General features: G+C 54.7%; 10 protein-coding genes. 9 read left to right on the plus strand and 1 reads right to left on the minus strand.

Translation table 11 applies throughout. The features are described from left to right. Positions 1–75: 75 nt before the first annotated feature. Positions 76–2,760, minus strand: a complete 2,685-nt coding sequence (locus AC559A_RS07280; RefSeq protein ID WP_498817146.1) for a glycosyltransferase — start codon at positions 2,758–2,760, stop codon at positions 76–78. Between the two features lie 547 nt (positions 2,761–3,307). Here AC559A_RS07280 and AC559A_RS07285 point away from each other — a divergent pair. The 9 genes from AC559A_RS07285 to AC559A_RS07325 all read left to right on the plus strand — a co-directional run bounded on the left by AC559A_RS07285 (position 3,308) and on the right by AC559A_RS07325 (position 15,030). Further along, a complete protein-coding gene (locus AC559A_RS07285) occupies positions 3,308–3,553 on the plus strand; it encodes a hypothetical protein (protein ID WP_498817148.1) in 246 nt (81 codons plus the stop codon). 139 nt (positions 3,554–3,692) lie between these two features. Beyond that, positions 3,693–4,349 carry a PD-(D/E)XK nuclease family protein gene (locus tag AC559A_RS07290; RefSeq protein WP_498817150.1) on the plus strand — a complete coding sequence of 219 codons (657 nt, stop codon included), beginning with the start codon at positions 3,693–3,695 and terminating at the stop codon, positions 4,347–4,349. A 240-nt stretch (positions 4,350–4,589) separates the two neighbouring features. Next, a complete protein-coding gene (locus tag AC559A_RS07295) occupies positions 4,590–6,368 on the plus strand; it encodes an AAA family ATPase (protein WP_498817152.1) in 1,779 nt (592 codons plus the stop codon). A 218-nt stretch (positions 6,369–6,586) separates the two neighbouring features. Continuing rightward, positions 6,587–6,817 (plus strand): hypothetical protein, encoded by a 231-nt coding sequence (locus AC559A_RS07300; protein ID WP_498817153.1) that lies wholly within the window; start codon positions 6,587–6,589, stop codon positions 6,815–6,817. Further along, entirely contained in the window at positions 6,814–7,272 is a 459-nt protein-coding gene (locus AC559A_RS07305; RefSeq protein WP_498817155.1) for a type II toxin-antitoxin system VapC family toxin, read from the plus strand. The genes AC559A_RS07300 and AC559A_RS07305 overlap by 4 nt, the downstream gene beginning before the upstream one ends. 736 nt (positions 7,273–8,008) lie before the next feature. Beyond that, the gene (locus AC559A_RS07310) at positions 8,009–9,751 is read left to right on the plus strand and encodes a hypothetical protein (RefSeq protein WP_498817157.1); all 1,743 of its coding nucleotides are present in this window, start codon (positions 8,009–8,011) and stop codon (positions 9,749–9,751) included. 95 nt (positions 9,752–9,846) lie between these two features. Further along, a complete protein-coding gene (locus tag AC559A_RS07315) occupies positions 9,847–12,057 on the plus strand; it encodes an autotransporter outer membrane beta-barrel domain-containing protein (RefSeq protein WP_498817159.1) in 2,211 nt (736 codons plus the stop codon). Positions 12,058–12,347: 290 nt separating this feature from the next. Next, positions 12,348–13,862: a methyltransferase regulatory domain-containing protein gene (locus AC559A_RS07320; protein WP_498817161.1), complete on the plus strand. Its 1,515-nt coding sequence runs from the start codon at positions 12,348–12,350 to the stop codon at positions 13,860–13,862. Positions 13,863–14,247: 385 nt separating this feature from the next. Further along, a complete protein-coding gene (locus AC559A_RS07325) occupies positions 14,248–15,030 on the plus strand; it encodes a SapC family protein (protein ID WP_498817163.1) in 783 nt (260 codons plus the stop codon). Positions 15,031–15,074: the final 44 nt, after the last annotated feature.

Genomic DNA, 15,074 nt, shown 5'->3' on the forward strand with positions numbered 1-15,074 from the left:
CGCTTGTGTTCAGGTGATGGTTGGTGGGCTTTGCCGCTGGTGATTGATGTCCTGCTCACAATAGCGTCCATGAAATCAGGACGCCCCGGTCAAATGCGTGCAGGTGCCTGCCCAGGCCCTGTCGGGATACGTCTTGAGCAGGCCGTTCATGGCCTTGTAGAACCCGGCGTCCAGTTTGCCCCAGCTCAGGTGCTTGCAGTCCATCTGCACGGCAAAGGACGCTATGCCGTGGTCCCTGCTGGCATTCAGGCAAAACTCCTCGGCATATTGATGAAAGGCGTAGACCGGGTCCTCGGAAAATCGCAGCGCATGCTTCCGAAACAGGTCGCTGTGCAGGAAAACGCACTGGCAGTCCAGGGTGTCGACCTGTTTCGGGTTCTCCACGGCCTCGCCATGAGCCACGAACCCTCTGTCATGGCCCTGATGAATCTGCCCGTAGAGCTTCTTGGCGCCGTTTTCCAGCACCGCGCCGATGGGGCCGTAGATCGCATGCCGGTCCAGGCCCTCCACTATCTTTCCGACATCCTGGAGAATAGCGAAGTCGTTGTGGACGAAGAAGATCCAGCCGTTGTAGCCTTCACGCAGCAGCACGTCCACGGCCTCGTTGTACCGGAGCGGGATCGGAACATTCTCGGCCCTGTTGTCGTATTTACGTATCGGATGTTCGGTCATCCAGGCTGAAGCGCCGACAGCCGCTGCGTATACGAGTTCGTTGTTGGATACGCAGACAAAGGTGATCTTTTCGTGCGAGCCACCCGCCGCGGCCTCGCCGCCGCGCCCAACCTGCCTTCCCAGGAAACCGAGAATCCCGGCCACGATGTCCGCGGGCGCGGTGCTCTCCAACACAAGCCCCCGCTGATACGTCTTGACCCGCTCCGCGGGCGCGCCCACGTCGAACACCGCCACGGGCAACCCCATTCGCAGGGCCTCTTCCGTGGTATAGGAGAAGGTCTCCGGGCAGATGGACGGAATGAGCACGATATCGATTGCATTGGCTTCCATCAGCCGGGGCAGGTCCGATTTCTCGTATGGCCCGTGCATCCGGCTCGACGGCAGGGAACTGATGCTCTCCTGCGGTTCGAGAATTTTTCCGAAAAAATGCATCCGCATATCCACCCCCTTAAGGGCGATGTACGAGGCCAGGGCCGAAACGACGTGATAGCCCTTGGAGATGTTGACGTGCCCCGGCACGGCGACGTTGACCGTGGGTGTGGTTGGGGTGATCGCCACCGGCCTGACCCAATCCACGGCATGCGGCGCAACGCGGATCTTTTCCGGAGACAGGCCCGGATGGCACTTCATGAGGATCTGCTTTGAGGAATTGGAAAAGCAAACGATCTTTGCGGCCTTTGCAAGCACCTTGAAAAAATGCTCTCGCCACTGTCCAATGCCCAGGCCGGGATACGCATGCAGGACGTTTCCGGCCAGCTTCGGGATCAAGGGGTTGGTGCGCAGGCACGCCCCGCAGCGCTCCCGGCTTTCCGGAATCCCGCAATACCGGAGTTCATCGTCCAGCAGGTTGAACATGGGGCACCCGCAGTAGTAGTCATGCACCATGTACGTCAGGGTGACGCCCTCCAGCCCGGCGATCAGGTCCAGCAGTTCCAGAGGTCGCGGAAAGGAGACAATGCTGTTCACGACCACCTCCCTGACCTTGAAAAAGGCGATCACGTCCTTGAGCGTGTCATGGCCCTCGGCCGTGAACAACGCCCGCCCGGGAAAGGACCGCCCGGAAAAGGCGAGCGTAAACCGCCCCGAGCGGCGATCCGGGGCAAGGACGCAAACCATGTCCTGGTCCCGAAGATGCCGTTTTGCGAATTGGTTCGCCCCGCCCCCAAGGGCATGATCGAGGAAAAGCACCATGCCCCGCGTTTCAGCCAGAAGCCGGGCCGCAAGCACCGACCGCAAAGCGCCCAGCTCGTCGGCCTGGATGAACCTGGCCACCTCCTTGTGATAGTCGGGGTGCTTTTCCGCGAGCAGAACCCTGTTGCGCTCCTGCAGCCTGCGCTTTTCCTCCTTGAGGAATGATCCCCCGTGGTTGTGGAACACGAACAGATTGGTGACGTGCAGGTTGACATACCCGGCCTTGATCGCCCGCCTGCACCAGTCGTTCTCCTCGCCGTACCCCAGGCCGAAAGCTTCGTCGAACATCCCGATCGCGTCGACCACGTCCTTGTTGACGCCCATGCAGAAGCCGATGCCCGTAGGAATGCGTACAATGGTCTTGTCAACATGCACCTGCTGAAAAAAACGGTCCACCCCCTCCACCGTAAGCCCCTCCGGAAGCGCGTTGTCCTTGAGCCATTCCGGGAAACTGCATATCGTGCCGGCATTCGTGAACGGGGTGGTGCTCGCGACCTTCTTCATCGTGAAGATCGGATACATCAAGCGCTCCAGCCACAGCGGCGGGACCTCGACGTCCGTGTTCAGGATTACGAAATGACTCCGCGCATGCTGCTTCACCGCCAAGTTGACGCTTTGCACGAACCCGAGGTTTTCCCGGTTCGTCACGAGCAGCACGTCACTGCCCGGGTTGTCGTCCCGGAACGCGGCCAGGAACGGCCCGACCCTGGGGTCCGTGCTGAAATCGTCGACAATGATCAGCCGGTACGTACCCGGGGTCGTGTTCCGGAGTACGCTTTGCAGCAGCGGACCAAGAAACTCAAACCCGTTATGGACCGGTATAACGATGTCCACGGCCTGAGGCGGCGCAGCAAAGGCCCGCAGGTCATCGGAAAACATGGCAAGAATCTTTTCCACGGCAGGCGCCGAGACACCCGGCGCCGGGCTTTCCGCGGGCCGACGCAGGCACCCGATCACATACGCCCAGGTTTTCTTCAGTGTGATGAGTAGACCGCCGCACCTGAGTTCATCACGAAAGACAAAAGCCAGATAGCGCAGCTGGCACCACCAGCCCCCGATGAAATCAATACGACGCGATACAGAGTTCCAAAAACGTTGAAGCATGGTATGCCTTGGATAAAGGTATTATGATCCCGACACCGCCAACAACTCACCAGCTCTCCCAGGGCGAAGGCCCTGATATCCTCCCCCCCCCCCCCCCCCCAACCCCAAAAACCCAAAAAAAATTGCCAGCCGCTTCCAGGTTGGGTAACGTGTACAAAAGGGAGGCGCTGGCATGCAGGAATATGTGACCAAAGCCGAGGCTTCCGGTTCCTCCCGAAAGGTGGGCAATATTTCTCTGAGCCCTTGACGCCCTCAGCGCAGCGAGCGGTTCAACCTTCAAATTCTCCAATCAATTCAAAAACAAACCCAAAAAACCCCAAAAACCCACACGGAACAAGACATGTCCAGCATCACGTTCGACACCCTGGCCTACGTGAAAAAACTCAGGCAAAGCGGACTCTCCGAGGAACAAGCGGAAGCGCACGCATTAGCCCAGAAACAAGTCCTGTCAGAGGTCCTGGACGCGACCCTCGCCACCAAGGACGACATCCACAGGCTCGAGAAACAAATCCTGGTCCTCAAGTGGATGATGGGAGTCATGCTGGCAGGGGTCGTCTCGCTGGTGCTCAAAGCATTCTTCACCTGATCGGCGGGCAGCTTTACTGAAAGCAGCTTTTCCCTGTTTTCAACAAACGCATCCCCCCTCTCTGTGCACCTCTGTGCTGATATTCTTCATCATTTTCCACAACAACCCCCAAAAACCCAACAAACCCAAAAGCGTGACCATGACGACAACCCTGGAATCCATCAAGAGCGAAATACTGGAGCAGATGCCCCTGCTCATTGAGCAGGATCCCGCATTTTGCGCGACCCTGGCGCGGGCCTTGCGCGGCGAGTTCCTGCCCCGCGTCGAGGCCGAATCCCGCTTTGACAGGCTGCTGGATGAGCTGCGCCGGGATCGGGAAGAGCAAAATCGCAAATGGGAGGCCAACCAGCTTGAACTCAAGCGCCTGCATGAAGAAGTCATGGCCGTGTCCACCAAGATCGACCGGACCATCGGCGGCCTGGGGGCGCGCTGGGGCATGCAGTCCGAGCGGGCCTTCCGCAACGCCCTGGCCGGAATCCTGGAAAAGAGCTTTGGGGTCCAGGTGCTCAACGTCACGGAATACGACGTATCAGGAGAGGTGTTCGGGCGGCCGGACCAGGTGGAGCTGGACGTGATCATCAAGAATGGCCTGCTCATCGTCTGCGAGCTGAAGTCCTCAGTGGACAAGTCAGCCATGTACGCCTTTGAGCGCAAGGTCCGGTTCTACGAGAAGCTCCGTAACCGCCAGGCGGATCGACTGATCGTGATCTCCCCGATGATCGACCCCGCGGCCAGGGTGGTGGGAGAACGGCTGGGCATCGAGATGTACACGGATTCCATCGACGTGCCCGCGTAATATATATTTTTTTCTACCACAGAGAACACAGAGCCCCCACAGAGAAACCCCAAAAAACCACCAACTCCTCAACACCTCAACTCTTCAACGGCGTAGACTCTCAACGGCGAAGCCCAAGGCGAAGCCCAAGGCGAAGCCCTCTGTGCCCCTCTGTGTCCTCTGTGGTGATATTCTTCAATTCATTCTACCACAGAGAAAATCAACCCAACAAACCCAAAACCAGCCCCCCATGAGACGATCATGAAATTCCCCTACGGCATCAGCAATTTTCGCGACATTGCCACCAACGGCTATTTCTACGTCGACCGCACGGACCGCATCCCCCTGCTGGAGCAGGGGAAGTTCCAGCTTTTCATCCGTCCCCGGCGCTTCGGCAAGAGCCTGCTGCTGTCCACCCTGCACAACTACTACGACCTGGCCTCGGCCCATCTCTTTGACGAGATGTTCGGCCCTTTGGCCATCGGCCGCAATCCCACCCCCCTGCGCAACAGCTTTTTCATGCTCCAGCTCGACTTTTCCTGCGTCGACCCCACGGGAACCGTGGACCGAATCAGGCGGGCGCTGCATGATCACGTCAATGTTCGGATCGAAAGCTTTTTGAAGTATTATCAGGATTATGGGGTCCAGGGGGTGGGCATTGACCCGGATAACGCCCTGAGCTCGCTGGAGTCTCTCGCATCCTCCGCTCAGGCTGCCGGCCATCCCCTCTTCCTGCTCATCGACGAATACGACAACTTCGCCAACGAAGTGATGACGAGCGCCCAGCGGGACGCGGGGCGGCGCTACGAAGCCCTGGTCTTCGAGGAAGGCCCGCTGCGCACCCTGTTCAAGGCCGTCAAATCCCTGGCCGGCCAGGGCCTGATCGATCGGATCTTCATCACCGGGGTCTCGCCGGTGGTCATGAGCGACATCACCAGCGGGTTCAATATCGCGGAGAACATCTCCCAGCGTCGACAGCTCAACGACCTGTGCGGTTTTACGGACGAAGAAATCGCACGGGGCATGGATCTGGTCGGGGAAGCCTGCGCGCTGGATGCGCCGGCCCGGGAGCAGGCCCTGGACATGATGCGGACGTGGTACAACGGATATCGGTTTTCCCCGGAAAACGACGGCAAGCTCTACAACCCGACCCTGGCCCTGTATTTCTTCAAAAATTTTGCCCTGGACTGCGAGTATCCCCAGGAAATGCTGGACGACAACCTGGCCACGGACCGGTCCAAGCTGGAATACCTGGCCCAGCTCACCGGCGGCGGGCAGATGCTGCTGGACCTGATGGTGGAGGGCGCCCGGATCCAGGTGGAGCGCCTGGCCAATCGCTTCGGGATGCGGGACATGCTCCGGGACCAGAGCAAGGATTATACCTTCATGGCCTCCCTGCTGTACTACTTCGGGGTGCTTTCCCTGGAGGGCAGGACACCTCTGGGCAAGCAGATCTTGCGGGTGCCCAACCTGGTGATGCGCAAGCTCTACGTGGAGCAGATCGCCGAGATGCTCCTGCCCGACCCCATGCGCCGGGACGCGGGCAAGGATGCCGCTGAAAAGCTCTACCAAAGCGGCGACATGGCCCCGCTGTGCGCCTTCGTGGAGCAGCGCTACTTCAAGGTCTTCCACACCGCGGACTACCGCTGGGCCAACGAGCTGACCGTGAAGACGGCCTTTCTGACCCTGCTCCACAACGACATCCTCTACGTCATGGACTCGGAGCCCGAGCTGGAACGCCGCCGGGCCGACCTGACCATGATCATCCGCCCGGACGCCCGCCGGTTCACGATCCTGGACATCCTGATCGAGTTCAAGTTCGTGACCCTCAAGGACGCCGGGCTGAGCGGGGACCAGGCCCTGGCCTTGAGCCTCGAGGAGCTTCAGGGCCTGGGCCTGATGCGCCAGGCCATGAACGAGGCCCTGGAGCAGGCCCGGCGGAACATGAAAATTCTGAATCAGCGCCACGACACCCTGCGCCTACGCGGCTATGCGGTGGTCAGTCTGGGGTTTGAGCGGATCTGGTGGGAAGAGGTATGAGACATGCCCCCAAAACCCCTCAACGGCGAAGCCCTCTGTGCCCTCTGTGCCCTCTGTGGTGATATTCTTCCATTTTTTTTTCTACCACAGAGAACACAGAGAGCCACAGAGAAATCAACCCCTCAACTCCTCAACTCCTCAACTCCTCAACTCCTCAACGGCGAAGCCAAAACATTCCACCACAGAGCAACCCAACAAACCCAACCCCGAGGTCTCTCATGTCGCCGAGCACAACCTTGAAGCAGAGAATCCATGATGAACTGAATGTCCTGGACGGTCCCGCCATGGCCGCGGTCTACGAACACCTGCGACATATCAATCGTCTCCGCGACCTTCCACGTCACGCACTCCCGGAACCGCCGGACATCAACCATGTGCTCCGCCTGACCGCCACCTCCGGGGGGTCATGGTCCGACACCGTTTCCGCGGAACGCGACGAAAGATCGTGACCGGCTTTTTTCTGGACACGTCCGCCCTGGTCAAACTCTATCACCGCGAGCCAGGCACCAACTTCCTTTTGAAACTATATCGAAGCAAGGCATCTCTGTTCATCTCCGAACTGGCCCGTGTGGAATTTCGCTCCACTGTTTTTCGAAAACTTCGAGAAAAGGAGTTGAGCGAGCAAGCGGCCGACGCCGCGCTCCTGCGTTTTGCATGGGACGGACAAAGTCGCTTCGTTGTCTTGCCTACCGCATCCCTGGTCTACGACAATGCCTCCGACCTCCTCTCACTCCATGGAAGAGACTACGGATTGAGGGCTCTGGACAGTATCCAGCTGGCAACATTCCTGACCTACCGCGAAACGAACCAGGACATTTTCATCTGCGCGGACGCAAGGCTTTTCGCAATAGCAAAACGAATGAAACTCCAATCCATCATGCCCAGCGACGGCTCCCCCGTGTGAAAGCGATTCCCGCCCCCCCCAGGCAACGACCCTTTTGTCTTCCGCATCGCTCCAGCGGAAGACAAAAAACTCTTCTCGGCGTACTCCGTGCCATAAGCGAAGCGAGCGGTGCCCTCCCCATCCCAACACCAACTCTTTCTCACCCAAAACCCCAAAAACCCAACAAACCCATCTCCTCAACCCCTCAACGGCGAAGCCCTCTGTGCCCTCTGTGGTAAATTCTTAAAACATTCCACCACAGAGAACACAGAGAGCCACAGAGAAATCAACCCCAAAAACCCAATAAAACTCAAAAACCCCTTGACACCCCATCCTCTCTCAATCTAGATATTTTTAGCTTTTTTTGAATATGCTACGCGCAAGTCATGGGATGGGCTCTGGATGAAAATTTTACAAAGTATTAAAAAAAATCATAATTACTGACCCCAGCAGCAGTCAACGCCTTGAAAAGAATAGATTTTTTCCCTCCTCTTTTTTTAGGCTTTTTTATTGACAATCATTTCCGGCCATGGCAAAAGCTTTTGAAACAATCAATTCAACCACGGAACAGGAGGGGATAAACGAGGAAAAGGTTTTGTGGTAATTGACTGGATCGGTAAGTTTGCTTTAGGTAGGCACGGTCAGGCTGGTTGTTAGTAACTCGAAAGGCAGGAAGGTTGTGACTCTCGGGCAGGTCTGATCGAATTTTTGGAATGGGCTTTTTTTTACTTTTCACAATTTTAGGAGGAAGAAGATTATGGCAACAGCAGCGCAGTATCAGAACAAAGTTAATGCGTACTTCAAGGCCAGCGGCTTGAATGCGACAGCTGCCGACTTGGCTCTTTGGACGCAGAACCTGGTGAACACCAACGGCAACGTCTGGTCTGGTCTCGGCTTGCAGCAGCATGTCAGCCAGCAGGCTGGTTGGGGAAACAACGTTCCTTTTTCAACAGCTCTGGCCACTGCCCGTGTTAACGGGATCTTGACCAACATGCTCGGGAACCACGTAGGTGTCAGTCAGACAGTCAAAGATTACTACGTCAACCACTTGGTTGCTGGTTCCATCAAGGAACGCGGCTTGGTGAACGCCATCATCAACGACCTGGGCCTGATGCCGAAAGTTGACGGCACCTACGGCAGCCCCGCTGGTTGGGAAGCTGGTCCTGCCGGTGCGAACTCCCCCGCCCTGGTGACCGCTGCGCAGCGTGTCGCTTGGGAGTCCAATGTTGAAAACCTGAGCGGTGGAGAGTTTCTGTTGTCCGCCAACACCGACTATGCTGATGGAATCAACTCGTTTAACGGCGTTCTGCCAACTGCATTCAAGTTCACCGATAACAGCGAAGTTGTATACGCTCCCGCCGGTACGCTGCAGTGGGCCGACACCCTGCTCGACACCAACTGGGGCCAGGCTGGCAAAATCCGCGACGCCGATGAGTTGTACATTGGAGCCAATCGCGCATTTGGATTGCCTGGTGCCGGAAATGCGCCCACCATCCGAGGGATTGAACACATCATCATCCAGGGTGAAGACGCTATTGCTGGAACCATGGATTTTGGACTTACGACATTCGCCCAGAGAATTTTCGTTGAAGGTACGCTGAATGGTCAGCAGACTTTGATAAACTTGGCGGGAACAGGCGCTACACGTTTCGACTTCAGCGATGCCCGCCCCTCTGCTGGGACCAACTGGGGCGTCACAATGGTAAACCCCACGAACGCTGATTCAGTTATTATCGGTAGCGCTGGTAGCGACATTCTCCGTGGCGGGAACGGCGATGACTCCATTACCTCCGGTCTGGGCAACGATGTCATTTACACCGGACAGGGCTCAGACAGGGTTACCTTGAACGGCGGAAATAACACTGTTCACATTAATGATAACGTTGGGGGCGATATTAACTACATCACCGCAACAGCTGGAACAAACAATGTTATCATGGGAGTTGCAAGCAGAGTCGACCTTTCTGGAGATAATGCACTTGGAATCGGCGCATCTACAGTAGGCGTTAATGTTCAAGGTTCTAACGGAAATGACGTTATTATCGGCGGACAAGGAAGTGATGTGATTCGTGGCGGACTTGGTGCAGACAATATGACTTCAGGTTGGGCGAGCACTACGTTTGTGATGGCATTGGGTGATTCAGTAGCATCTACAGCAAATACACTTGCTGGAGCATTTGCAAATACTCAAACAATAGTTTTTGCTGGTGGCGTAGATGTTATTAATGGCTTTACAACTGGCGTTGACAAACTAGATGTAACAACAGCACTGAACCTTACTAATCTTTTCGGAGTCAACTCTGCTGCTGCTCTTACTGCTAACAATAACTATTTCTTGCGCGGCGATTATGTTGGAAATACTTTTACAATTAACAACGCTGCCGGCGCAGATACACTTGTTGTGACAAATGCAGCTGCAAATACAATTGACAACGCTGGTCAAACTGGCATGGTTATCCTTTTAGGAGTAACTGATCTAACTGCGGTAGACATGGTATAACAACCACCGTCTTTTTGAACCAATGACTCGTTAACTCAAAAACTAAGGGCAGTTGCTTAGCAGCTGCCCTTAGTTTTACATATTAAGGAGTAAGCATGACAATCACCGCAAGTAGCTATAATAACAAAGTAAAGGCTTACTTTGAGACAATAGGCAGGGCACCTTCCGCTGCTCAGCTTACTCAGTGGAGCCAGGCCCTGCTTGAGAACAACGGCAACGTCTGGAGAAGTGGATTGCAGGAGTTTGTGAGCAATCTTGGCGGGCTGACCGCTGAATCTCCTAACTTGGCAACAGCCCAGACACTGGTTCAGAACATGCTGACCAACATGTTCGGAACACATCTTGGCGTAAACACCTCAATCGTCAACTACTACGTAAACAATCTTGTTGCAGGCTCGATCCTGCCGCGTGGTCTTGGCAACGCCATGATCAACGATCTTGGTCTTATGCCTCGCGTTGATGGTTCTTTTGGTAGTCCTAGTGGCTGGAACGCAGGTCCAGCAGGCGTTGACTCCCCTAGTCTTCTGACACCTGCCCAGGTTAATGCTTTCGTGGATTCAGTCACCCCGACCCCGAGTCCAATACCTGTTCCCCCGACACCCGGCCCCGGCCCAGCACCAGTACCTCCGGGACCCGATCCAGCTCCGATTCCTGAGCCACAACAAGAGCCTTTCCGCTTAACAGCTGGCAATGATATCGCTACATCGACTGAAGCTTCGAGGGATGGCGTTGCTGATCCTTTCAGATTCACTCCGAGAGTTGAGCTTGTTATTGCATCGGCAGGTACATTAACCACCGGCGATAGATTGGTCGACGATTGGAATGGTGACAACGACTGGATGCACATTCACTTAAATGCTGCTAATGGTCTCAATGGGATAGGAACCCCAACAGTTACCAACATTGAAAACCTGATGTTTATCGGTGATGGGGCTGCGCTTGGCACGTTAAATTTGACTACCTTCACCGGTGTGGAAAGACTTCAAATGAACGGCACTGCCGGAGGAACTCAAACATTCAACAACTATGACAAGACCGGTGCACACACTTTCGATTTCAACAGTCTTGGTGGTGCTGGCGTAGTATTAAATGCAAGCGATGCCATTGCCACAGGCTATGGAGCTAATTTTTGGCTTTCAGCGCAACAGGATAAGGTTGTTTTTAAAGGAAATGCAACTAATGATTATTATGTTGGCAACCTTGGTAAAAATTTAAACGATCAGTTGCAGCTTGAAGCTGGTGGTGCCAGTGTATGGGCTGATGCCAATGCTGGTAATTTTACTGCTACAAACCAAACCTGGAACAAAAGCACTGACAATACTAAATTCACAATCACTGCGCATGGCAATCGTGTAGTCAATATGGCGGATGCAGAAGTTGGTGGAGGCGAAAAAGGCTTCACCTTGCGCAGCGAAGGAACAGGTGCGATTACAGGTTCAGGTGCTGCTGATAGACTTTTAAATCTATTCGCAGATTCAACCTTTACAGGTGGCGCAGGTGCTGATTATTTTGGTGCTGTAAACAACAAAATGACGATTACAGACTTAGCAGCAGGCAATGCAGCTGACGTTATTGAAATATTTGCTGGAGCTCAACTTCAAGCAACATTTACTGGCAACTGGACAGCTACTGATGCTTCTGTGAATAACGCAACTGCTGCTGACGCTGTTCTTATTACAGCAGCTGGAGGCAGCGAAGTTAACTTGTCAGCAATTGATAGCGGTAACGGATACACGGTTCAGATTACAGCCGGTAATGACATAATCACATCTAGTGGTCGTGGTGATATTTTTTCGTTCGCAGCAACTACTGCTGGGGCGAACTCAATTACCGGTTTTACACGGGGAAACGTTGCGCAATTAGATGTTTTAAATTTTCTACCATTGACACCTGTAGTAGGACCCTTAACATATGCTAATGTTGCAGCTAAGATTACAGGTGGAGTTAATGAACCTACAGCAAACATCATTAGTTTCTCAGTTGGAGCAGTAGCAGGCGCTGGTGCAAATGATGCAGCAGCAGCTGCTCATCTAATTACTGCATTCGGTCAAAATGGTGCATTTGAGGACAATACTGCCGATGTAGAGTTTGCTGTTGATTCTGTAAAAATATTCCTTATAGCAACTGGTAATGGTGCAGCACCAAACACTAATACACAGATTTGGTTATTTCAAGACGGCGAGGGTGCTGGAGTTAGTGACGGAAAAGTAGACCACGCAAATGAGTTGACTTTGCTCGGCACCTTGGTAGGCATCAATGCTGCTGGATTGGCAGAGTTTAACAACGCAAACTTTACCCTCGCATAACAACCAGCAGTAAACTTTAACTTCATTTAACTAACAAATCCAGCTATATAGTAGCAAAAGTTGCCCTTCACCGCTGTAAAAGGTTGTGAAGGGCATTTTTTATTTCAACTGTAGACCTGCCTTTCCAAATCGTGAATTATGAAGAAGAACGTAAACTTCATGGAGATGGAAAAAGAGGGAATCGAGTGCGAGACCGTGCTGGCGGAGGATCAGGTGCTGGTTAAGTACTTGCCAAGTACAGAACCCATCCCGACAGTAAATGCAACTATCAACAAAAGGCTATTTTGACCATGCCCACATCCTGGCAACACGGCTACTACTCAGACACCTCCTACACCTACGGCTTCTACCGCGAATTCGCACCCAACTGGCTGGACTGGGTAGCCCTACTCAAAGGCTCCGAGCCGCCGAACACTTCCGGCAGAATGCTGGAACTCGGTTGCGGGCAAGGCTACGGCCTGTCCATCATGGCGGCTGCCAACCCGGACATGATATTCGTGGGCGTGGACTTCAACCCTGAGCAGATCGCCCATGCCCGAAGTCTGGTACGCCGTACGGGGCTGACCAACATCGAGTTCCATGAAGCCGACTTCATGAAGACCGAGACCTACGGGCCTTGCGATTACGTTGTAGCCCACGGCATTCTGACCTGGGTGAACCGGGAAGTTCGTAGCGCCATCTACCGAATTATCGATAAGTGCCTCACACCCGGAGGCTTGGCCTACTTCAGCTACAACGCCCTACCCGGCTGGCTGGCAACGCATCCTGTTCAGCACCTGATGATGCAGTACGCCCAGCGTACCGGCGTGAACGCCGCAAGCTTCAAATCCGCCCAAGGTGCCCTGGAAAGCCTGAAGGATGCCGGAGCGGCCTTGTTCGGAGCGCAACCGGGGATCAACTCCCGATTGGATCATTTGCGAAAGCAGGCTCAGAGCAACGACAACTACATCTATCACGAGTATTTCCACGACTCCTGGACCCTGTTCTACTTCACCCAGATCGCCCAGGAAGCCTCTGAAGGCAAGCTCAGATTCCTCGGCAGCGCCACGTTGCCTGACAACTACGACGGAATGTTCCCTGAAAAGATGCGCGAGGCCCTGAACAAAGCCCCTGACCCGGCCATGCGGGAACTGTTCAAAGACTTGGCCATCAACCAGAGTTTTAGACGCGATGTGTTCGTCAGAGGTGTCGCACCCGTATGGAGCGGCGAGCAACTGACCCTTTTCGCTCAGAAGATGATCACGCTGACCCAGGAGCCGGACGCCATAAGCTTGAAATTCCAGACCAGTTCCGGTGATGTTACAGGGCATGACAACGTGTACAAACCCATTATTGAAGCCCTGAGCAAAGGCCCGACGAAGATATCTGAACTGTCAAAAGCCTTACCCAATTTGAACGTAGCATCGATACTCCAGTCCATCAGCATGCTGGCCCACGGCAACGCAGTCGGCTTCTTCGTTCCCGACGCCAAAAAGAAACCCGCAATCCAGTTCAACCAAGTAATCGCCGAAGCCGTCTCCCGTGGAGCGCCGTACCGGTATTTCGCCTTGCCTTCAGTGGGTAGCGGCTATACTCTGGACGATATCCAGTATATGGCCCTGGACGCCTACAATAAAGGCGCGAATACATTGGAAACCATGGCTACCGGCGTGGAGCAGAGACTGAAGGGCCTGGGCAAATCCATTCTGAGGGAAGGCAACCTCATTCCCTACGGCGAAGAAACAATGCAAGAACTGACCACCCGCCTGAACGCCTTTGTGACCAAAACACTGCCCATGCTCAAAAGGCTGGGCGGAGTGAAGTAGAGAAGAGAAAGATTTCCACCACAGAGGACACAGAGAAGCACAGAGGGTGATGAATTTCTTGATCTTTTCCTCTGTGACCCTCTGCCTGCCCGTTGACCCGGTTTGCAGTCAACCAGGGCGCTTATCTGTGGTAAAACATCCCTTGCCATCCCCCAACCTCTGCCCTACGATCCGCCTCCATAAGGTGAAAAACGAGGACAAGCTGGAGACTATTGTCTGTAGGACAATGGCGTAAACAAGGCTCAGTCCGTTTGCCTCAGTCCTTTTCCTTGCCGGACCAGCCTCGTTTTTATACACTTTCGAGCTTTCAGAGCCATTCAGTCAGACGTCCGTTCGGCGCGTATCCAACCGCAACCAGAGCGTCGCCAAAACCAAAAGGAACCCCATGCCCAACTACGTTCTCGTCAGCAAGGAAACCCACTCGCCCAAACGCTGGAAGCGCTATGAATCCTACGCCTATGCCATGTCCCAGCATGTACTCGGCCTGGTGGCGGCGGAATTGCCCAAAGCGGCGCTGGCATTTCCCATCGGCTTTCTTCAGCAAAACTCCGATTTCTTCCCTGTAGCCCTGCTCGGCCTGCACCCCGGCAAGAACCTTTTCGTGGCCGCCAATGGTCAATGGGTGGGCTCATACGTTCCCTCCGCCCTGCGCAGCTATCCCTTTCAGTTGGCTCGAACCGAGGATGGCCAGGCCATGCTCTGCGTGGACGAAGACTCTGACGTGATCACGGACGGGCCTGACGGAGAAGCCTTTTTCGACGACACCGGCGAGCCTTCGGAAGCGGTCAAGCAGGTTCTGAACTTCCTCAATCATGTGGAGCAAAACAGGGTGGCAACGGCATCGGCCTGCGCGACCTTGGCCAGACACGACCTTATTGTTCCCTGGCCGATCACCATCAAGACGGAAACCGGCGAGCAAAACATCCAGGGGCTGTACCAGATCGACGAGTCCAAACTCAGCCAGTTGCCCGACGAGGCGTTCCTGGAACTGCGCAAGTCCGGTGCCCTGCCCATCGCCTACTGCCAGATGCTTTCCATGCAGCACCTGCCCATGCTCGGCAAACTGATCGAAGCCCACGCCAAAGCCGACACCCAAACCCAGGCCGCGCAAGGTGGCGGAATCAAGGCGGAAATCTCTTTTGATGATGATATGATCAGGTTTTCGTGAGGGTTTTTTGGCGGTTTGAATAGCCCATACCCGACCTGAGCGTG

Source organism: Desulfonatronum zhilinae, from assembly GCF_900182865.1.
Lineage (GTDB): Bacteria > Desulfobacterota > Desulfovibrionia > Desulfovibrionales > Desulfonatronaceae > Desulfonatronum > Desulfonatronum lacustre.